Consider the following 19,207-nt stretch of genomic DNA (forward strand, 5'->3'; position numbering starts at 1 on the left):
TCCGCGATCTCTCACGCCCGGATCCGGGCAACAAAAAAGGCCCGGGTCGCGCACACGGCGCCACCCAGGCCTTGCCTCCCCTCGAGCGGTACGTCGCCTCGGCGTCGCGTGGCGACGAAGGTGGCGTCCTCGGGGAGTAACAATCCTGCGATCGAGATCGATCAGACAAAACCTTAACACCGGGAAGGGCCCGCGCAGGACGGTGCCGGCCCGGCTTGCCGGAAGAAACTGGACACACCCCCCATTTCACCCCGGGGTCGTGCGGAGCCGTCAGGCCGGGCCCAGTTCCGCGTCGCGGGTCGCACGGACCTCCCACCGGCCCGCCCGGTCGGAGAGGTCCGCCCGGCGGCGCACCAGGAGGACGCAGGCCGCCGCGGCCACGGCAGCGGCGAGTGCCGTCGTCAGCCACGCGGCCAGCCAGGACATCGGCACCATCAGCACGAGGACGACCAGTCCGTAGGACAGGAGCATGCCCGCGAGCCAGGGCCAGTGGGCCCCGGGGACCACGACGGTGGGCCACGGGGAGAGCCGCGTCCGGCGCTCCGGGTCGGGCCGTACCGCAGTGGCGGGCGCCAGGACCCGATCGAATTCCCCGCGGTCCATCTTCAGCCACGCCACCTCGCCCTCGTCGGTGACGAAGGCGACCGGCTGCTCCGTGCGGATCAGGCGCCAGTTCCGGGCGCCGCACAGCCAGCCCGGCCGTTCTCCCATGCGCGCCGCGAGGAGGGCGAGCCCAGCGGGTTCGAGGGTCCCGTTGCCGATCAGCAGCTCGGAGTCGTCCTCCAGCGCGAAGCGCAGCTTGTGGTCCGATCGCACCCGGACCGTGCCGTCCACGCTTCCGAACGTCGTGTGGTCGTTCCGCCGGGCCGCGAGGATCCGTGCCCGTACGGCGGGCAGCTCCGCTCGGGCGGCCGCGTCCTCACGGAGGGTCCGCAGGGCGGGGTCGACCGGAGGGATCCGGACGAAGAACAGCCCCGCGACGAAGGCCAGGACCACCCCGACGCCGAGAGCGATCTGGATGCCGACGGGCGGGAGGGAAAACGCGAGCGGGGAGTCCGTCTCCAGATACCGCTCGACGTGGTGGGGGGTGTCGACTACGCCGCCGAGGCCGGGCGCCGTCGGGGCGTACAGCACCGGGACGATTTCGCCCCCGAGGCTGCTCAGCGCATCGGCGTGGTCGAGGACCGTGCCCACCTCGAACGCGTCGAGTTCGACATGCCCGTTCATCACTTCGAGGCGCCTGGTGTCCGCACTGCCGCCCGCAGGCCCGTGCAGGGGCACCTCGACCGTGACGTCGGCGGTGGCCACCAGGTTCTTGCTCGTCTGCGCCTTCACCCGGTGGACCTCGACGATGGTGCCCTGGGTCACCTCGGCGCCGGCCTGCTGTATCGCCGCGATCCGCCTCAGGTCGTCGCCGTCCGGGCGGATCATCAGCTCGGTGGCCACGGCCACGGCGGGCAGGCCCACCGCGACGAGCAGCAGCAGGGGCAGACAGTCCCGGAACGGCCGCTTCCAGGGCAGCTTCGCGGGTGGCGCCGGCACCGGCTCGACCTGCCTCTGCGGCGCGACCGGGATCGGCCGGGAACCCGACCACACCCACCCGGCGGCCAGCATCAGAGCGACCGCCCCCAGTACGACCACGTCCGGCCGGTACACCGACATGCCTACGCGGAGCAATAGCGACCACCCGGCCAGCACCGCGAACAGCAGCGCTCCCCCGCCCAAGAACCTGGTCACCCAGGCGTTTCTCCCCATGATCGTGAATCTACCAACGCCGCGCCGCGCGACGGCCGATGGTCCGCGGCATCCACGAGCCGTTGGTAGGGGACCGGGCAACGTCTAGGGACGGCGGGCCAGCAAGTGGGCGTCGAGGAAGCCCCGCTCGGAGGCCGGGTCGTGGATCAGTCTGGCGAAGGTGACGAGGCCGGCACCGGCCAGCAACTCGGCGAACCGGTCCACCGGCCAGCTGTAGGCGGGCGCCACCTTGTGGTCGAAGCGGACCGGGTCCGGTCCGCCCGTCGCGAAGAACGAGACCAGCAGAAGGCCACCCGGCGCCAGGACGCGCACCTGCTCGGCGAGCAGCGCGGGCAGTTCCTCGGGCGGGGTGTGGATCATCGAGTAGTGGGCCAGTACGCCGCCGAGGACGCGGTCCCCGACGGGCAGGGCCTCCATCCGTGCCTCGTCGAACCGTAGCGCCGGGTGGGCCCGGCGGGCATGGCCGACCATGCCCGGGGAGAGGTCGAGCCCGACGGCGTCCAGTCCCAGGTCGTGCAGCATGGCCGTCAGATGTCCGGGTCCGCACCCGACGTCGGCTGCTCGCGGGTTGCCCGTCCCTCGCACCAGGTCGGCGAAGGTGGTGATCATGGCTCGGGCAAAGGGCTGCGTCTCCAGCCGATCGGCGAACATCGACGCGTACAGCTCGACGACGCCGTCGTAGGCCGCCCTGGTCTCGTCTTGATGGTCCGCCACGGGAAGGAAGCTAGCATCCGCGCGGGGCGGCCCACCCCGCGGCCTCCAGCCGCGCGGCACCCCGCGGCGGGCGGGCTCGGCAGACCGTCACGCCGAGAACTCCGCGGGCTCCCACGAGCCCGGGAGAGCGCGCGCCGGGGTGGTCGGAGACGACGCCCGGTGTTCGGTAGGGGTGATTCCGTAGGCTTCACGGAATGCCCTGCTGAACGCGGTGGCGCTGGAGAATCCCCAGCGAGCCGCGATCGCTTGAACGGGCTGACCGCTCAGCTCCCCGTTCGCGAGGTCGGCACGGGCCCGTTCCAGCCGGCTTTCGCGGATGCGTGCCGCGATGCCCAGGCGCTGGTCGGCGAAGAGCGCGTAAAGACCTCGCAGGGACATGCTGTGCCGATCGGCGATCACTTGAGGAGTCAGGCCCGGGTCGCCGAGGTTGTGCTCGATGAAGCGGTGGATCCGCTGCAGAGTCTCCTGCGCGCGCACCTCGGCAGGTGCCTCGCCAAGGTCGCCGAGCTGCTGCGCGAGACACGCGGTGGCCAAGTCGAGGGCGATGGACCCCATCCCGCGCAGCTCGTCCGGGCCGCAGCGCGGACCGTGTGCGAGCAGCGTCTTCATGAAGTCGGCAAGGATCGCCCCCGACCCCGTGTCCGCGGCCAGGCTCCGTGCGAGGAGGCGGTCGACCCGGTTCGGGCGCAGCGCCAGGGCCGGACGGGGGATTTGCAGCACGATCGCCTCGATCTGCCCGCCTGTGCAGGCCCCTTCGCTCGGCCGTGACGTGTCCGTGAGGACGAGTCCCCCCGCGACCACCGCATCACTGCCCCGCTGAGAGATCCTGAAGTCCCCTTGTGTGATGAGGGCCAGCTGCAAGTGCTCGGGATCACCACGCCGGATGTGGGCCATGGAACGGCGCGAGAGCACGGGTGAGCACGCCACGGAGGAGAGCCGCACCGCGCCGAGATCCAGGTCCGTCATCTTCGCGCGGAAGTCGGCCGCATGCCGGGTGCTGAGCATGACGGGCATCACTTCGGTGGACACCGCCTCGCAGAACCAATCGAACCTGTCCTCACGCGCCACGACGGCTTCCGACGCCATCGACGAGCCCATGCGATCACCCACACCCTTTGACCTGGCAGGGAGCCAGTCCCTTGCCCGTTGCCCCGCAACCGTGCTTCACCCCACCGTCGCGCGATCAAGTATCAGCCACCTGATTCCGGTGAGGATCCGCGGCCGCCGTCCTCGTTCGGTGAGCTTGTGGTCCTTCGCGCATGTCCGTCCGTCGTCCGTCCGTCGCGGCGTCGTGCGCCCCCCTTGCTCAGCGGGTTGCCTCACCAGGTATCTTGCATCGCATGGAACCAGGTGATTCGACCAAGCAGGCCCGGGCAGCCGCCCAGCTGCGCAAAGGCGTCCTGGAGTACTGCGTACTCGCCCTGATGCGGGACCGGCCCCGCTACGGCGTGGAACTCCTCCACGCCCTGGAGGATTCCGGCACCTTGGCCACCAGCCAGGGGACGGTCTACCCGTTGCTCTCCCGGCTGCGCCGCGACGACCTGGTCACCACCACCTGGCAGGAGTCCGCCTCCGGGCCGCCCCGCCGCTATTACGCGCTCACCGGCAGCGGCCGCGCCGCACTCGACGAGTTCACCCGCGTCTGGCCCGGCTTCCGCAACGCCGTCGACGATTTCCTCGCCGCCCCGCACCACTCCACCGGAGACCCCGCATGAAGACCTCGGCCGACCCCGTACGCGACTACCTCTCCGCCGTCGAGCGCGAGGCCTGGGCGTTGCCCGCCGACCGGCGCCAGGAACTCCTCGCCGACCTCGCCGAACACATCGAGGTGACGCGCGCCGAGCGTCCCCACGTCGCGCTCGGCGAGGTCCTGGCGGAGCTGGGGGACCCCCGTACGATCGCGGCGACGGCCCTGGCCGAAGCGGGCGGCGTGGCAGCCGGGGCCTCGGCTCGGAGCGGCGCGGACGCACGCGTCACGCGCGGCAAGGTGCACCCCCTGGTCCCGCTCGTGATGCTCACCCTCCCCTTCCTCGTCGCCGCGGTCTTGCCCTACACACCCGCCGCGGGGTTCTGCAGCACCTTGTTCCGTGTCGTCGGCGCGGTGCTCCTCTGCACGTCGGTGCACTGGACCTCGGTCCAGAAGACCACCGGCGTCCTGCTCACCGCGGTCCTTCCGACCGCCGCCATCAGCATCTGGAAGTGGTCCGGCGCCGCCCCGGCGGGCGACACCCCGGCCAACCTGGCCAACCTGGCGGCGCTCGCCCTGCTGGCCGGCACGGCAGCCTGGCTCTGGCGCGTCCGCCGCGCCTGAGACGTCGGTCGAGTGCGTGTCAACGCGCCGCGGCTCGGCCGCACGTTCGACCTCATCCACGAGTGAGGCGGACCGGAGGCGAGGAGCCCGGTCAGGTGAGGGACTGGGCGGCGTACAGCGTGCCGACTCCGGTGGCCAGTGCGCCCAGGAGGAGCCGGAGGGCCTTCTCGGGCAGGTGGGGCTGGAGGCGGGCGCCGAGGTAGCCGCCGATGAGTCCCCCGGTTCCGCAGGCCAGGCCGAGGAACCAGTCCGGCGCGATGCCGCCGGCCCCGGAGAGCGCCAGCAGGGCGAAGGTGGAGGCGCCGGCCACGGAGGTGGCGAAGGTGGAGGCCAGGGCCGCCGGGGCGACTTGGGCGACGGGCGTGCCGCGGCCGACGAGGATGGGGCCGAGGAGGGAGCCGCCGCCGATGCCGTAGATCCCGCCGACCACGCCGACGGCCAGGGCCAGGCCGGTCACCGAGCGCGGCGACAGCGCGTCGCGAGGCGGCCCGGACCGGCGGGACGGCAGGAGCGTGCGGGTGATCAGCCACAGTCCGAGGGGGTGGCAGGAAACCGGCCACCAGGGCTTTGAAGACGGCCGGGCCCGGGATCGCGAACACCCGGATGACGGCGCCGATGACGACGCCGGGCAGGGTGCCGAGGACCAGTCGGCGCACCAGCGGCCCGTGCAGGGTGCCGGTGCGGTGGTGGCGCAGGAGCGCGCCGGGACCGGCGACGACGTTGTAGAGCAGGTTGGTCGGTGTGACCGCCGGGCTCGGGACCGCGAACACGCTCAGCTGCACGGGCAACAGGAACACCGCCCCGGAGACGCCGACCGGTGCGGTGATCACGGCGATCAGCAGGCCGGTGGCCAGACCGGCCAGGCCCACCCACCAATCCAAGACGTTCAGCCGCGTTCGACGTGCACGCTGGTCGATTTCACCCGGGCGGTGACGGTCACGCCCGCCTCCAGGCCGAGTTCTTCGACCGCCTCCCGGGTCAGCAGCGAGACCACCCGGTGCGGGCCCGCCTGGACCTCCACCTGCGCCGAGACACCGCCCAGCTTGATCGCGGTCACGATCCCCGGGAACGCGTTGCGCGCCGAGGTGTACGGGACGTCCTCGTCATCGGCGCGCTCATGGGCGACCTCCACGCAGAACGCGGCCAGGTCGGGACCCTCCACGATGCGCCGGTTGCCCTGCCGGTGGGTGGGGAAGCGGTCGGCGTCCGCCCATCGTCGCACCGTGTCCACGCTCACGCCCAGCAGCTCGGCGGCCTGCCCCATCGTGTACGGCTCCATGAGCACTACCCTAGAGGCAGCGGGTCACGGGCCTGTAGACCGCCCTCGGGATACGTCCGGTACCGGGGCAAAACGATCATCGGTTTGCCCTCCTCGTGCAAGTGGGTAGATCATGCCTCGTGATCGGCAGTCGTGCGTCCGAAGTACCGCTTCACCAAGCGTCGGAGGACCAGGGCAGGCAACCCACACCCAAGGGTCCTCACAGGGAGGACCCTCGTCCCCGACAGGGAGCAAAGATGGCCACCGGAACTGTGAAGTGGTTCAACTCGGAAAAGGGCTTCGGCTTCATCGAGCAGGACGGCGGCGGCCCCGACGTCTTCGCCCACTACTCCAACATCAACGCCCAGGGCTTCCGTGAGCTCCAGGAGGGCCAGAAGGTCGAGTTCCAGGTCACCCAGGGCCAGAAGGGCCCGCAGGCCGAGGACATCCGTCCCGTCTGAGCCGTAGCAGCATGACGCCCCGCACCGTTTCGGTGCGGGGCGTCGCTGCGTCCGCTGACATGCGGCCCCGGCCGCGTCCGAGGCCGGCCGCCCGAGGCCGCCGGGCCCGCCCGGACCGCCCGCCCGGGCCCGCCCTCGGTGCGTTTTCCACGTGGGCGCCGCCGTCAACAGCCCTCCGGAGCCCACCTCGCCGTCGAACCGGACAGGGCCCCGACGTACTCTGTGCGGGTGATTCTGCACAGCCTTCACGACCGATCAGCCCTGGCCGCCCGCTTCGAACGGGATCCGGTCATGAACCTGATGGAACTCGGCGACCTCGACGACCTGCCGTGGCCCCACACCAGCTGGTACACCCTGTCTCAGGACGGGCCGGTAGCCCTGCTGTACGCCGTCGGCGACGTCCCGACGCTCCTGGGCTTCACCCGCCCCGGGCAAGCGGCCGCGCTGGAGGAGCTGGCCGAGGCACTGCTGCCCGTACTCCCCCGGCGCTTCCTCGGGCACCTGACCGGAAACGCCGCGAAGGTACTGGAATCCGCGTACGCCGTGCAGTCTCACGGCACCCTGCTCCGGATGGCGCTGACCGAGCCCGGCACGGCCGACCGGTACCCCGCCGGACCGTGGCGGCCCGCCCCGCTCAGCCGGGACGATCTCCCGGAGCTGCTCGAACTGTTCGAGCAGGCGTACCCGGGCAACTGGTTCGACCACCGCATGCTCGACACCGGGCAGTACGTCGGTATCCGGCAGGAAGGGCAGCTCGTCGCCGTGGCGGGCGTACACGTCCACTCGGCCGCGTACCGGGTCGCCGCGATCGGGAACGTCACCACGCATCCGCGGGTACGCGGACAGGGCGCCGGCGGCGCCTGTGTGGCCGAGCTGTGCCGGCGGCTGGCACAGACCGTGGACCACATAGGGCTGAACGTCCGTGCGGACAATGCCACCGCCGTCCGCCTCTACCGCCGGCTCGGCTTCACCGAGGTCACGGAGTTCACCGAAGCGGCCTTCACGGCGCGCGCGTAAGGAACCGGCAGGTCGCTGCCGTCCGACCCCGGTTGTCCCCGGAGTCGGTTTCCGTCCCTACGGTGCGGGGCTGGCGGAGCGGGATTTCAGCAGTTCCTCCGGTCCCTCGGAGTAGTCGATCGAGCAGGACGGGACCTTGGACGTCTCGATCACTCCGAAGCCGGTCCCCCGCTCGCCCGGCGGGTGGTGGTCCGACCACCGGAACGTGAGCGTGTAGCCCGGCGGGACCGTCTTCGCGTCGACCTTCAGGCCGAAGCCGCCACCGCTGCTGCCGCCGCCGCGCTGCAGGATCTCGGCCTCGGGGTCGGCCTGCGGACCGCGGTACCCGCCTCCCGGCTCGGAGCACTGGGACCGCGGCCGCGACGGGACCAGGGCGACGTGCACTCCCACAGCCTTCAGCCGCGCCACGAGCCCGGGGACCTGGTGGTTCTCGGGCAGATCGAACCGGAGCGAGCCGCCGGGGTCCCGCTTGATCTCGAGCTCCTCCGTGGCCGAGGGACCCGGTGACCCGGTGGGGTCGCCGGCGGGCCGGGAGCCGTTGTGGGTCCCGCCGGGCAGCGCCATCACGGCGACGACCGCCGTCGTCGCGACGCCCGCGGCGACGGGAATGCCGTACCGCCGGGCGAGGGATCGGGTGGGAGGCGTGGGCGGCACCTCCGGGAGGCGGGCCATGAGCGCCGCCTTGAGGCGCTCCTCGAAACCACTGGGCCTATCGCTCATCGGGATGCCTCCAACCGGCCTCCGGTGGCAGGACTGCGTGGCGCTCGGCCAGTTGTCCGAAAGCTCGCTCGGCGTCGATGCCTTCCTCGAGCGCGGCGAGGTCCACGGCGTCGACGTGTGCCTTGTAGAACGCCCCGAATCCCTCAGGTGTGGCCAGACCCGGCGGGCCGGACTCGTGTCGTGGGCTGAGCACCTGGTTCCTCCCCTGGACGGGGAACCCGGACGGCCCCCTCATCCAGTACTTGGCCGGAACCGCCTCAACCGTTTCATCGGGAGATGCCTAACCTCCCGGACGTACCCGGACCGGGCGGGCGGGGCCGCCCGGTGAGGATCACGCCGGTGCCGCCCCGACACGGGTCGGGGCGGCACCGTCCGTCTCCTGCCCGCTGCTCAGCTCAGGGAGCGGGCGTGAACTTCGTCGCGGCGGGTGCCGCGGTGGCCTCCTTCACCACCTTCATGCCGCCCGGGACCGTCGCGTCGGGCTTCAGGATCACGCTCTGCCGGGTGGAGGGGGCCTTCGGGTCCGAGAAGTCGTGGGTGATGCCGAATCCGTTCTCGTACGACTTCAGACTCAGCAGCGCGGCCCGGACGCCCTCGCGCGTCAGGTCCTTGTCGGCGCAGGCCTTCTTCAGGACCTCTCCGACCAGGGCTCCGGCTGTGAAGCCGGCCACCACGCCGTTGTCCAGGCCTGAGTCCGGGTACTCCGCCTTGTAGGCGGCGGCCAGAGCGGCCGGGCCGGCCTCGGTCGAGCCGATCGGCAGGGCGGAGGAGGCGACGTAGTAGTCCTTCTGCAGGGCCGCGCCCGCCGGGGTGGCCAGGAGCTGCGGTGCGAAGGCCGAGTTGTTGCCCACGATCGGCACGCCCCAGCCGCCCGCCGCGGCGACCCCGACGAGCGAGGCGGCCTGGCGGGGGCCGGCGCTGACGACCACGGCCTTGACCCCGGCCTGCTTCAGCGCGGCCACCTGGGCCGTCATGTCGTTGTCGGTCGGCTTGATCTTCTGCTCGACGACGGTCAGCCCGGCCTCCGCCGCGATGGCCTTGGCACCGGTCAGCGCGTTCTCGCCGTAGTCGCCCTCGAAGTAGACGTGCCCGATCTTGTCGCCCGAGGCGATCCGCTTCTGGTCGAGGAGGAAGCCGACGGCGTTGATCGTCTCCACGTCGTACGTCGCACCCACCGTACGGATGTACGGACTGCCGAGGAGCGAGGCGGACCAGGCCTGCGGGATGACCAGTCCCTTGTCCTGACCGTCGATCCGCTGCTTGACGGCGGCGACGAACGGGGAGCCGATGAACTGGGCGAAGCCCAGCACCGTGGGCTCCAGCTCGGTGTAGGCGGCGAGGGCCTTCTGCGGGTCGTAGCCGTGGTCGCGCACCGTCAGTTCGATGGTGCGGCCGCAGATGCCGCCCGCCGCGTTGGTCTGCTTGACCCACAGCTGCTGGGCCTGGGTGACGCTCTTGCCGAGGGAGGCGTAGACGCCGGTCATGTCGGTGAGCGCGCCGAGCTTGATGCTCTTGTCGCTCACCCCGGCTCCGGCCTTGACCCCGCCCGCGGCGGGCTTGTCCCCGCCCTCGCCCGCGGGCTTGGCCTTGCCGCTGCACCCGGCGGCGCCGGTCAGGACGAGTGCGGCCGCCAGGACCGCGGCGGCGTGCCTTCTTCTGTTCACGTTCGCTCCTTCGAGGGTGTGGTGCGGGTGCGGATGATCCGGGTGATGCCGGTGAGACCGCCGGGCAGGAAGAGGACGGCCACGACGACGGCCGCTCCGTACAGGTAGCGGGAGGCCTCGCCCGGCGAGACCCCGCCCGTTCCGGGGGCGGACACGAGCGGGAGGGCGTCGCTGTAGCGGGTGAGGAGTTGGGGCAGGAGGGAGACGAAGACGGCGCCCACGACGGCGCCCGACACGGTGCCGAGGCCGCCGATCACGATCATGGCGAGGTACTCCAGGGACAGCACCATGCCGAAGTAGTCGGGCACGGTGCGCTGGAAGACCAGGGCGAGCAGGACGCCGGCGAGCCCCGCGTACATGGACGACAGGACGAAGACGGCCGCCCGGTACCGGGCGACGGGTACTCCCATGACCCCGGCGGCGATGCTGTGGTCGCGCAGGGCGTTCATGGCCCTGCCGGGCCGGCCCCGCAGGACGCCGCGCGCGAACAGGGCGCCGCAGAGGAGGGCGGCGAGGGCGACGTACCAGAGCTTCTCGGCGGACTGGAAGGGGACGGCGGCGATGACGGTCTCGGTGTCGTCGAAGGTGAAGCCGAAGAGGGACAGCGGCTCCACTTCCCGCCCGTTGAACCCGCCGGTGACGCTGGTGGCGTTGAACAGCACGTGCTGGCCGATGAAGATCAGCGCGAGCGTGGCGATGCCGAGGTACGCGCCGCGCAGGCGGCCGGCGATGGGGCTGAAGATGCCGCCCGCCGCTCCGGCGAGGGCGACGGCCAGGACCGCGGCGAGCCAGCTGGGCAGGCCCAGTCCGACCAGCGTGTGGCTGCCCGCCGTGCTGCCGTCTCCGGCGAGCGCGCAGTACCCGTAGGCGCCGACGGCGAGGAAGAAGGCGTGACCCATCGACAGCTGGCCGGTGGCTCCGGTGAGCAGGTTGAGCCCGATGGCCCCGATGGCGGCGGCGATGGCGAACAGCCCGGCCTGCAGCCAGAAGCGGTCGAGGTAGAACGGCAGGGCGAGGAGCACCAGGACGGCGGCCGCCGCCGCCGCGTTTCGGGCGCTCAGCAGCCGCGGCCGGGTGGCCGCCACCGGGACGGCGGCCTCGGGTGGCAGCACGGGGCTGCGGGTGTCAGACACGGGCGAGCTCCTTCGTGCCGAAGAGTCCGGCGGGACGGATCAGCAGGACCGCGACCATCACCAGGTACGGGGCCAGGTCGCCGATGCCTCGGCCGAGGAAGGTCAATTGGCCCTGATAGCCGGTGGCCATCGCCTCGGTGACTCCCACGATCAGGCCGCCGGCCAGTGCGCCGGAGGTGGAGTCGAGACCGCCGAGGATCGCGGCCGGGAAGGCCTTCAGTGCGGCGAGGGACGTGGCCCGCTCCAGGCCGGGTGTGGGGAAGACGGTCAGGAAGAGCGCGGCGACGGCGGCCAGCGACCCGGCCACGGCCCAGGCGGCGAGCGAGACCCGTCCCAGCCGTACGCCCATCAGCGCGGCCGTCTCCGGCTGCTCGGCGGCGGCGCGCATGGCCACGCCCCAGGAGGTGTGCCGGAACACGAGCAGGAACACCGTGATCAGCAGGCCGGCGGCGAGGATGGCGGCGATCCGGGTCTGGGGCACCGTGACCGCGCCGAGGTGGACCACCCGGTCACCCCACGGATCGCCGAGCGAGAGGACGTCGGTGCCGAGGCGCCGGGTGAGGTCGGTGATCAGGAGGATGTCGACGCCGATGGTGACGATGGCCAGCACGCTCTGGTCCTGGCCCCGGTAGCGCCGCATCACCAGGAACTCGATCGCCGCCCCGACGGCGGCCGCCGAGAGGGCGCCTGCCAGGAGCGCGCCCCAGAATCCGAGCTCCTCGTGCAGGGTCGCGGTGACGTACCCGCCGGCCAGCAGCAGGGAGGCGTGCGCGAAGTTGACCACTTCGGTGGCCTTGAAGATCACCACGAAGCCGAGGGCGATCAGCGCGTAGACGGAGCCCATGGAGAGCCCGCCGAGGAGCAGTTCGAGGAACGTGGTCATGCGGCCGGCTCCTCCTCTCCCAGATACGCGCGGACCACCGCGGGATCGTTCTGCACCTGGGCGGGAGTCCCGCCGCCGATGCGCCTGCCGAAGTCGAGTACGGTCACCGCGTCCGCGAGCCGCATCACCACCCCCATGTCGTGTTCCACCAGCACGATCGAAATGCCGAGGCCGTCCCGGACGCCCGCGATGACGGCGGCCGTGCGCTGCCTCTCGTCGGCGGTCATGCCGGCGACGGGTTCGTCGAGGAGCAGCAGCCGGGGCTCCATGCACAGGGCCCGGGCCAGCTCGACGAGCTTCTGCTTGCCGTACGGGAGCGAGCCGGCGGGCGCCGCGAGGTCGCCCTCCAGCCCGACGAACTCGGCGATCTCCCGGACCCGTTCGCGGTGCCGGCGGTCCTCGCGCGCGGCGGCGGGCAGCCGCAGCCCGGCGGCCAGGAAGCCGGTCCGCATCAGCCGGTGGCGCCCCAGCAGGAGGCTGTCGGCGACGGTGGTGTGCGGGGGCAGCGCCAGGTTCTGGAAGGTGCGGGCGATACCGAGGGCCGCCACGGCGTGCGGGGCGAGGCCGGTGAGCTCGGCGGCGCCGAACCGGACGCTTCCGCCGGTGGCCCGGTAGACCCCGGACAGCACGTTGAAGCAGGTGGACTTGCCCGCTCCGTTCGGTCCGATGACGGCGTGGACGCTGCCGGGATCCACCGTGAACGAGACCGAGTCGAGCGCGGTCAGGCCGGAGAAGCGGACGGTGACGTCGGTGACGGTGAGCGGCGGAGGGGAGGCGTTCGCGTTCACGCCGACCACCTGCGCAGTTCCCGGACCGTCCCGGCGGTGGCCGGCCCGGGTGCGGTCTCGTCGGTGATGCCGAGGTAGCGGCGTCGTACCTCGTCCGAGGCGGCCAGCTCCGCGGCCGGACCGTCGAGGGTCACCTCTCCTACCTCCAGCACGTAGGCGTGCGAGGAGAGCCTCAGCGCCAGGGCGGCGTTCTGCTCGACGAGGAGCACCGAGGCGCCCGAGGCGTTGATCTCGGTGATGGTCTCGGCGATGGTGGCGGCCATCTTGGGTGCGAGCCCGAGGGTGGGTTCGTCGAGCAGCAGCAGGCGCGGGCGGGCCATCAGAGCCCGGCCCAGGGCCAGCATCTGCTGTTCTCCGCCGGACAGCAGTCCGGCCCGCTGCCGCGCCCGCTGGGCCAGTACGGGAAACAGCTCGTGCACCCGGGCCAGCGAGCGGGCCGTATCGGCGCGGGATCCCGCGCGGCCGCCCAGGGCGCCGGCACGGAGGTTGTCCGCGACGGTCATCCGGGTGAAAACCTTGCGTCCTTCGGGTACTTGCACCACACCGGCGGCGACGACCCGGTCCGGGGTGAGCCCGTCCAGCGGCTTACCGTCGAAGGTGATGCTCCCGCTCGTGACGGCTCCCCGGTGAAATCCGAGCGTCCGGGACACGGCGCGCAGCAGCGTCGACTTCCCGGCGCCGTTCCCGCCGAGTACGACGACCACCGCGCCGGCGGGCACGTCGAGCGATGCGGAGCGCAGTGCCCGGACCGGCCCGTAGCCGATGGACAGTGCACGCACTTGTAGCGAACCCACGTCCTCTCCTTCCTCTGGGCGGCCTTGTGCTGGCGCACACATCAGCACCGGGCCGGGGCGGGCGTCCACCGGCGGATGCGGAATCGCTGCCGATGACCAGCCCGGACAGGGGCGTGCTGTGCACGCGCACAGACCTGTCGCGCGCGCCTCTTACGGTGGCGGAGCGGGGGTGACATCCTCAGCGGCCATGGGTGGACGCAGAACGCGCACGGAACAGGAGTGGTCGGTCCTGGTGTCGGCGGCGGACGTACTGATCGCCGACATTCCCGGACTCACCGACCAGCTCATCAGGGATCTGGCGAAGCACTCGCCGCTGTTCGACCTGGCCGTGCCGCGGGACGAGCACTGGCAACAGGTCAGCGAGGCCATGCACTACGGGATCGAGGCCTTCGCCGCACCCCGGTCCGGCCCGCGCAAGGACCTCGCGTACGCCGAGGAGCTGGGCCGCCGGCGGGCCGAGCAGGGGCTGCCGCTGGACCTCCTGCTCTACGCGTACCGCAGGGCGGGCCGGCTCACCTGGGACGCGCTGCTGGACATCGTCACCGAGAAGGATCCGGAGGCGCTGCCCGTCCTGGCCCGCGCGGCCGGGGCCATGTGGGCGGGGATCGAGCAGCAGGCGGCCGCGACCGCGGAGGCGTACCGCACCGCGGAGGTGGAGATGCGCCGGCGCAGCGACGAGCGGGTCCAGGCCCTGCTGGACGCCCTGCTGGAGGGAGACAGCGCGCCCGCCCTGGCCGCGCAGGTGGCACTCGCCCTGGACCTGCCGGAGCAGGGGCGGTACGCGGTGGTGGTGCTGCCGGCCGACCGGGGCGACTCGGTGCACCGGGTGGTGGCGGCGGGCGGGATGCGGCTGTTCTGGCGGATGCGCACGGAGCGGGAGCTGGCCGTGGTGGCGCTGGGCGACTCCTCGCCGGCCGATCTGGCGGCGGAGCTCGCGGACCGCTGCCCCGGGCCGGGCGGAATCAGCCCCGTGGTGGACGGACTGGCCGAACTGGGCCGGGCCCGGCGGCTGGCGGAGACGGCGCTGCGGACCTGCGGGCAGGACGAACGGGTGCTGGTGCGGCTGACCGACCGGCTGCCGACGGCCCTGGTGGTGCGCCAGCCCGAGCTGTCGGCCGAGCTGGTCCAGGCGGTGCTCGGCCCCCTGCTGGAACTGGACCCGGCGGACCGGGCGATGCTGCTGGAGACCCTCGACGCCTGGCTGTCGGCGGAGGGTTCGGCGGGCCGCGCGGCGAGCCGCCTGTACTGCCACCGGAACACGGTCTTCAACCGGCTGCGCCGCCTGGAGCACCTGACGTCGAAGTCCCTGTCCCGGCCCCGGGACCTGATCGCGCTGACCCTGGCGCGCGACGCGTACCGGCTGTCGGGCGGCTGACCCGACGACGCCCACCACCGGCCTCCCGGCGCGCGCCCGCCCGTCGGCGAGACCGGTGGTTCCGCCGATGTGCGACCGCGGGGTACGCCGTGACAGTGGTCCGGCCAGCGAAAGCGGCGGGACACACGGCGGGCGGCACGGCCCTCGGCACGGAGCCGGGGACGGGCCGGCCTCCGGGGCGGCTCCGCCACGACCGAGAGGACGACTCCGTCGTGCAGCAGCTACACACCGAGAACACCCAGCGGGCCCACTCCGGCGAGGAGGGAGCCGGTACGAAGCGCCGGTCGGCCGGCCCCGTCGGCGCCGGGGGGACGCGGCTCCGTACGCTCGTGGCCGCACTGGCGGCGTTCGTGACCGTCGGCGCGGTCGCCACGTTCACCGCCTCCGGAGCACAGGCCGCGGTCAACCCGTACGAGCGGGGACCCGCACCGACCACGTCGAGCATCGAGGCCGCCCGCGGTTCCTACGCGGTGTCGCAGACCAGCGTCTCCTCCCTGCTGGTCAGCGGCTTCGGCGGCGGCACCATCTACTACCCCACGTCCACCGCGGACGGAACCTTCGGCGCCATCGCGATCTCACCCGGCTACACCGCCAGCCAGTCGTCCATCGCCTGGCTCGGCCCGCGACTGGCGTCCCAGGGCTTCGTCGTCCTGACCATCGACACGCTCACCACCCTCGACCAGCCCGAGAGCAGAGGCCGCCAACTGCTTTCCGCTCTCGACTACTTGACACAGCGCAGCACCGTCCGCACCCGGATCGACAGCAGCCGGCTCGGAGTGATGGGCCATTCCATGGGCGGTGGCGGCACACTGGAGGCCGCCAAAAGCCGTCCTTCGCTGCAGGCGGCGATCCCGCTCACCGGCTGGAACCTCGACAAGTCCTGGCCGGAGATCCAGACACCGACCCTGGTCATCGGGGCCGACGGCGACTCGATCGCTCCCGTCGCCACGCACTCCGAGCCCTTCTACGCGAGCATGCCGAGCTCGCTCGACAAGGCGTACCTGGAGCTGAACAACGCCTCGCACTTCACTCCGAACACCTCGGACACCACCATCGCCAAGTACAGCGTCGCCTGGCTGAAGCGGTTCATGGACAACGACACCCGCTACGAGCAGTTCCTCTGCCCGCTGCCGAGCCCCAGCCTGACCATCGAGGAGTACCGGGGCACCTGCCCCCACACCTCCTGATCCGCCCCGGCCGGTGGCGGAGGCACACTCGGGCCCCCACCACCGGCCGCGCCCGGGGTTCCGCCGCTGTTTACAGCGCAGTAACCTCACCGGCGTGACCGGACAGACGACCGTGGAGAGTCCTTGCCGGATATACGGCCGGACGACCGAACTGGCAGCTACGGCCGCCCTGTCGGGCCGACTCGCGGCCCGGCACGGCGGAACCCTGCTGCTCGTGGCGGAGCCTGGACTGGGCCGGAGCTCCGTACTGGCCGCGGCCGCCCGGGAGTTCACGATCGGGACCGTCCTGCTCCCCCGGCCGCTCCCCCGCGAGCCCCGCCCCTACGGCGGCATGGACGCGCTCCTGTGCGCGGCGGCCGCGGAGCGGGGCGCCGCTCCGCCGCGGGCCTCGTGCGGAGCGGACCGGCCGGCCGAGATGCTGGAACTGCTGCGGCAGCACCTCCCCGGAAGGGAGCCGCTGCTCGTCTGCGTGGACGACGTACACCTGTGGGACGCGCCCTCGCGGGCCGTTCTCGGCGCCGCCGCGCGGCACCCCGACCCGGCGCACCCGATCGGACTCCTGCTCTCGGCGGCGGAACACCTTTCGGAGGAGCCGGAGTTCACGGGGCTGCCCGTGGTCCGCCTCGGCCCCCTCGACGACAGTGCGGCGACCGCCCTCCTGCGCGATCTCACCTGCGGGGCCTTGGACCCCGCCGTACGAGCGGAATTGCTGTCCGAGGCCGAGGGGAACCCGGCCGTTCTCTCGGCCCTGGCCCTGCGCCTGACGCCGGATCAGCTCGGTGGCCGTCAGCCGCTGCCCCGCCCGCTCGTGGACGGCGGCGCCCTGTGGGCCACCTTCGGCAGCCGCCTCGCCCCGCTACCGCCACCCACACGACAGCTGCTGCTCCTGGCGGCGGCCGCGCACGAGCCCGATCCCGACACGGCGGGCGCGGACGCCTCCCTGGTCCTGCGCGCCGCCCGGAAGGCCGGACTGTGCCAGGCCGCGCTGGACCCCGCCGAGGCGGCGAGGCTGGTGCACCACGACGGGGACCGCATCACCTTCCCGGGCTCCCTGCTCCGGCGTACCGTCTACACCGGCGCTCCGTCGTCGCAGCGCCGGGCCGCTCACGCCCTGCTCGCCTCGGTCATCGACGCCGACCGCCACCGGCTGCGCCACCTGCTCCACCTCGCCCTGGCCGCGCACGGCCCCGACGCCGATCTCGCAGCCGGCCTCGTCGCGGCCGCCGCTCCCGGCACGCCCACGTCCGGCATGGAGCGCTCGGCCGCCCTGTCCAGGGCCGCGGAACTGAGCGGCCACGAGGAGGCCCGTACCGCACACCTGACCGCCGCGGCGGACTACGCCCGCCTGGCGGGACATCCCCGTAGGGCGCACCGGCTGCTGGCGGCCACCCGGGAGGGCGCCTCCCCCGACACGGTGCACGGCCGCACGGAACTGGTCCGGGGCAGCCTCGCCCTGCGGGACGGGCCGGTCGGCGACGCCTACCAGGCCCTGCTCATGGCCGCGGAGCGCCTCGACCCGTCCGACGCGGAGGCGGCTCTGGAAGCCAGGATGGAGGCCATGGACGCGGCGTGGGCCGCCGGCGACGCCGAAGCCTGCCTCGCCGCCCTCGCCGAGGCCCCGCTTCCCTCTCCGCTCGCGGCTCCGCCGGAGGACCCCGCCGTCGCCCGCGCGGCGGCGCCGCCGGCCGACCCGTACGCGCGGGTCCGGCGCGTGCCGTCCGTACGGCCGGGCCCCCGGGCCCAGTCGCCTTCGGCCCCTTCGGCCCCTTCGGCCCCTACGCCGCCTTCGCCTTCGCCTTCGCCTTCGTCTTCGTCTCCGCAGGATCCGCGGCGCGACTACCGGTCGGGCCTGCGCACGGCGCTCCGCGGACACCTGGCCGAGGCAGAGTCGCCGCTGCGCCGGGTGCTCGACCGTGCGCGGGACGACGACGACCCCACCCGCCTACTGCGGGCCGGGGTCGCCGCGCTGGTGCTCGGCGACATCGCGGCGGCGTGCCGGGCCAACGCGCGGGCCCTGGCCGTGTCCCGGTCGCGGGGGCTGGCCTCCCTCACTCCACGGATCCTCGAACACCTCGCCTACGCCGAACTGCGGGCCGGTCAGCACGCACGGGCCCGGGCCCACGCGCAGGAAGGCCTCCGCGCCGCCCACCGGGCCGGCCAGCGCAACGTGGCCGCCGGACAGCACGCGATCCTGGCCCTGGTCGCCTCGGTCGAGGACGCGGCAGCCGTCGCCGCGCACGCCGGAGCCGCCGTGGAGATCGCGCGCCCACACGGGCTCCTGCAGGCCGTCACCCTGGCCGAATGGGCCTCGGCTCGCGCCGACCTGTGCCGCGGGCGCCCCTTCGAGGCCGCCGCCCGGCTCGGCCCGCTGACCCGGCCGGGGCCGGGGCGCGGCCACTTCGCCGTCCGCATGCTCGCCCTGCCCTGCTTCGTCGAAGCCGCCGTGCTGTCCGGGGCTTCGGCGGAAGCGCGGGCGGCCGTCGAGGAGTTCGCCCTCTGGACCGCCCAGGGCGCCGACCCGCAGGCGCCGGCCCAGTTGGCCCGGTGCCGGGCCCTGGTGGCCCCGCCGGACGACAGCGCCGACGCGCTCTACGCCCTGGCACTGACCCGGCACGAGAAGGTGCACGGAGACTTCGAACGGGCCCGCACCCAGTTGCTGTACGGGAAGTGGCTGCGCCGCAGGCGCCGTCCGGCGGAGGCGAAGAACCGGCTGCGGGACGCGTTGGTCTCCTTCGAGCGCTGCGGGGCCCCGGCCTGGGCCGAGCAGACCCGCGCCGAACTGCGGGCCACCGGTGACGCGCCCGCCCCCGTACCGGCGGGTGGGCTGTCCCTGCTGACGCCGCAGCAGTTGCGCATCGCGCGCTGTGTCGCCGAGGGTGCCACCAACCGGGAGGTGGCACTGAGCCTCTCCGTCAGCCCGCGCACCGTGGACCACCACCTGCGCAACGTCTTCGCCCTGCTCGGCGTGCGTTCCCGTACGGAGCTCTCACGGCTGGTGGACCGGGCCGAAAGGGAGGGCGCACAGCTCTGAGGGGGCCGTACCCGCGCGACTCAGGGCCCGCGACCGCACGTAGGCAACGTAAGCACGCACGCACGCAAAAACGCTCGGCCGGAAGGTCCGGCCGAGCGTTTTCGTGTCCCCGCGGT

General features: G+C 72.9%; 18 protein-coding genes and 1 pseudogene. 7 read left to right on the plus strand and 12 right to left on the minus strand.

Annotated elements, in window-relative coordinates:
• Positions 1 to 270: 270 nt before the first annotated feature.
• From AC6CKD_RS35635 to AC6CKD_RS35645, 3 genes are all read right to left on the minus strand, one after another.
• Entirely contained in the window at positions 271 to 1,737 is a 1,467-nt protein-coding gene (locus AC6CKD_RS35635) for a hypothetical protein (RefSeq protein ID WP_498333232.1), read from the minus strand.
• A 102-nt stretch (positions 1,738 to 1,839) separates the two neighbouring features.
• Positions 1,840 to 2,469, minus strand: coding sequence for a class I SAM-dependent methyltransferase (locus tag AC6CKD_RS35640; RefSeq protein ID WP_498333234.1), 630 nt, complete (start codon positions 2,467 to 2,469; stop codon positions 1,840 to 1,842).
• A gap of 87 nt (positions 2,470 to 2,556) precedes the next feature.
• The gene (locus AC6CKD_RS35645) at positions 2,557 to 3,567 is read right to left on the minus strand and encodes an AraC-like ligand-binding domain-containing protein (protein WP_498333236.1); all 1,011 of its coding nucleotides are present in this window, start codon (positions 3,565 to 3,567) and stop codon (positions 2,557 to 2,559) included.
• A gap of 242 nt (positions 3,568 to 3,809) precedes the next feature.
• Here AC6CKD_RS35645 and AC6CKD_RS35650 point away from each other — a divergent pair, with 242 nt between their 5' ends.
• Together AC6CKD_RS35650 and AC6CKD_RS35655 are read left to right on the plus strand one after the other, a co-directional pair.
• Positions 3,810 to 4,184 (plus strand): PadR family transcriptional regulator, encoded by a 375-nt coding sequence (locus AC6CKD_RS35650; protein WP_498333238.1) that lies wholly within the window; start codon positions 3,810 to 3,812, stop codon positions 4,182 to 4,184.
• Entirely contained in the window at positions 4,181 to 4,780 is a 600-nt protein-coding gene (locus tag AC6CKD_RS35655) for an HAAS signaling domain-containing protein (RefSeq protein WP_498333239.1), read from the plus strand. Before AC6CKD_RS35650 ends, AC6CKD_RS35655 begins: the two co-directional genes overlap by 4 nt.
• 91 nt (positions 4,781 to 4,871) lie before the next feature.
• Here AC6CKD_RS35655 and AC6CKD_RS35660 read toward each other — a convergent pair.
• Positions 4,872 to 5,661 (minus strand): annotated as a pseudogene (locus AC6CKD_RS35660) (sulfite exporter TauE/SafE family protein).
• A gap of 5 nt (positions 5,662 to 5,666) precedes the next feature.
• Positions 5,667 to 6,059: a TOBE domain-containing protein gene (locus AC6CKD_RS35665; protein ID WP_498333241.1), complete on the minus strand. Its 393-nt coding sequence runs from the start codon at positions 6,057 to 6,059 to the stop codon at positions 5,667 to 5,669.
• Between the two features lie 236 nt (positions 6,060 to 6,295).
• On the opposite strand from AC6CKD_RS35665, the gene AC6CKD_RS35670 reads away from it, so the two are divergent.
• Together AC6CKD_RS35670 and AC6CKD_RS35675 are read left to right on the plus strand one after the other, a co-directional pair.
• A complete protein-coding gene (locus AC6CKD_RS35670) occupies positions 6,296 to 6,499 on the plus strand; it encodes a cold-shock protein (RefSeq protein WP_389699500.1) in 204 nt (67 codons plus the stop codon).
• 228 nt (positions 6,500 to 6,727) lie between these two features.
• Complete coding sequence (locus tag AC6CKD_RS35675; RefSeq protein WP_498333243.1) at positions 6,728 to 7,516, plus strand: GNAT family N-acetyltransferase; 789 nt, start codon at positions 6,728 to 6,730, stop codon at positions 7,514 to 7,516.
• Positions 7,517 to 7,573: 57 nt separating this feature from the next.
• Here the strand turns inward: AC6CKD_RS35675 and AC6CKD_RS35680 are convergent, their stop codons facing one another.
• The 7 genes from AC6CKD_RS35680 to AC6CKD_RS35710 form a co-directional block, all read right to left on the minus strand.
• Complete coding sequence (locus AC6CKD_RS35680) at positions 7,574 to 8,236, minus strand: hypothetical protein (protein WP_498333245.1); 663 nt, start codon at positions 8,234 to 8,236, stop codon at positions 7,574 to 7,576.
• Complete coding sequence (locus tag AC6CKD_RS35685; protein WP_498333246.1) at positions 8,226 to 8,429, minus strand: hypothetical protein; 204 nt, start codon at positions 8,427 to 8,429, stop codon at positions 8,226 to 8,228. The genes AC6CKD_RS35680 and AC6CKD_RS35685 overlap by 11 nt, the downstream gene beginning before the upstream one ends.
• Before the next feature lie 202 nt (positions 8,430 to 8,631).
• Entirely contained in the window at positions 8,632 to 9,900 is a 1,269-nt protein-coding gene (locus AC6CKD_RS35690; protein WP_498333248.1) for an ABC transporter substrate-binding protein, read from the minus strand.
• Complete coding sequence (locus AC6CKD_RS35695; protein WP_498333250.1) at positions 9,897 to 11,033, minus strand: branched-chain amino acid ABC transporter permease; 1,137 nt, start codon at positions 11,031 to 11,033, stop codon at positions 9,897 to 9,899. Before AC6CKD_RS35695 ends, AC6CKD_RS35690 begins: the two co-directional genes overlap by 4 nt.
• Positions 11,026 to 11,916: a branched-chain amino acid ABC transporter permease gene (locus AC6CKD_RS35700; RefSeq protein ID WP_498333252.1), complete on the minus strand. Its 891-nt coding sequence runs from the start codon at positions 11,914 to 11,916 to the stop codon at positions 11,026 to 11,028. The genes AC6CKD_RS35695 and AC6CKD_RS35700 overlap by 8 nt, the downstream gene beginning before the upstream one ends.
• Positions 11,913 to 12,704, minus strand: coding sequence for an ABC transporter ATP-binding protein (locus tag AC6CKD_RS35705; protein ID WP_422517888.1), 792 nt, complete (start codon positions 12,702 to 12,704; stop codon positions 11,913 to 11,915). The genes AC6CKD_RS35700 and AC6CKD_RS35705 overlap by 4 nt, the downstream gene beginning before the upstream one ends.
• Complete coding sequence (locus tag AC6CKD_RS35710) at positions 12,701 to 13,540, minus strand: ABC transporter ATP-binding protein (RefSeq protein ID WP_498333257.1); 840 nt, start codon at positions 13,538 to 13,540, stop codon at positions 12,701 to 12,703. The genes AC6CKD_RS35705 and AC6CKD_RS35710 overlap by 4 nt, the downstream gene beginning before the upstream one ends.
• A gap of 145 nt (positions 13,541 to 13,685) precedes the next feature.
• Between AC6CKD_RS35710 and AC6CKD_RS35715 the strand changes: the two genes are divergently transcribed.
• The 3 genes from AC6CKD_RS35715 (at position 13,686) to AC6CKD_RS35725 (ending at position 19,091) form a co-directional block, all read left to right on the plus strand.
• On the plus strand, positions 13,686 to 14,873 hold the full coding sequence (locus AC6CKD_RS35715; protein WP_498333254.1) for a PucR family transcriptional regulator: 1,188 nt from the start codon (positions 13,686 to 13,688) through the stop codon (positions 14,871 to 14,873).
• A gap of 329 nt (positions 14,874 to 15,202) precedes the next feature.
• Positions 15,203 to 16,060, plus strand: coding sequence for a bis(hydroxyethyl) terephthalate hydrolase (gene bdeA, locus AC6CKD_RS35720; RefSeq protein WP_498333259.1), 858 nt, complete (start codon positions 15,203 to 15,205; stop codon positions 16,058 to 16,060).
• A gap of 94 nt (positions 16,061 to 16,154) precedes the next feature.
• Positions 16,155 to 19,091: a helix-turn-helix transcriptional regulator gene (locus tag AC6CKD_RS35725; RefSeq protein ID WP_498333256.1), complete on the plus strand. Its 2,937-nt coding sequence runs from the start codon at positions 16,155 to 16,157 to the stop codon at positions 19,089 to 19,091.
• Positions 19,092 to 19,207 lie beyond the last annotated feature (116 nt).

The sequence above is a fragment of the Streptomyces sp. GQ60 genome (assembly GCF_059758875.1).

What these genes read in the sequence shown, in the direction of transcription:
- AC6CKD_RS35665 (WP_498333241.1), bottom strand. Translation starts at nt 6,059, where the DNA reads ATGGAGCCGTACACGATGGGGCAGGCCGCCGAGCTGCTGGGCGTGAGC.
- AC6CKD_RS35715 (WP_498333254.1), top strand. Translation starts at nt 13,686, where the DNA reads ATGGGTGGACGCAGAACGCGCACGGAACAGGAGTGGTCGGTCCTGGTG.
- AC6CKD_RS35645 (WP_498333236.1), bottom strand. Translation starts at nt 3,567, where the DNA reads ATGGGCTCGTCGATGGCGTCGGAAGCCGTCGTGGCGCGTGAGGACAGG.
- AC6CKD_RS35680 (WP_498333245.1), bottom strand. Translation starts at nt 8,236, where the DNA reads ATGAGCGATAGGCCCAGTGGTTTCGAGGAGCGCCTCAAGGCGGCGCTC.
- AC6CKD_RS35670 (WP_389699500.1), top strand. Translation starts at nt 6,296, where the DNA reads ATGGCCACCGGAACTGTGAAGTGGTTCAACTCGGAAAAGGGCTTCGGC.
- AC6CKD_RS35650 (WP_498333238.1), top strand. Translation starts at nt 3,810, where the DNA reads ATGGAACCAGGTGATTCGACCAAGCAGGCCCGGGCAGCCGCCCAGCTG.
- AC6CKD_RS35710 (WP_498333257.1), bottom strand. Translation starts at nt 13,540, where the DNA reads ATGTGTGCGCCAGCACAAGGCCGCCCAGAGGAAGGAGAGGACGTGGGT.
- AC6CKD_RS35655 (WP_498333239.1), top strand. Translation starts at nt 4,181, where the DNA reads ATGAAGACCTCGGCCGACCCCGTACGCGACTACCTCTCCGCCGTCGAG.
- AC6CKD_RS35700 (WP_498333252.1), bottom strand. Translation starts at nt 11,916, where the DNA reads ATGACCACGTTCCTCGAACTGCTCCTCGGCGGGCTCTCCATGGGCTCC.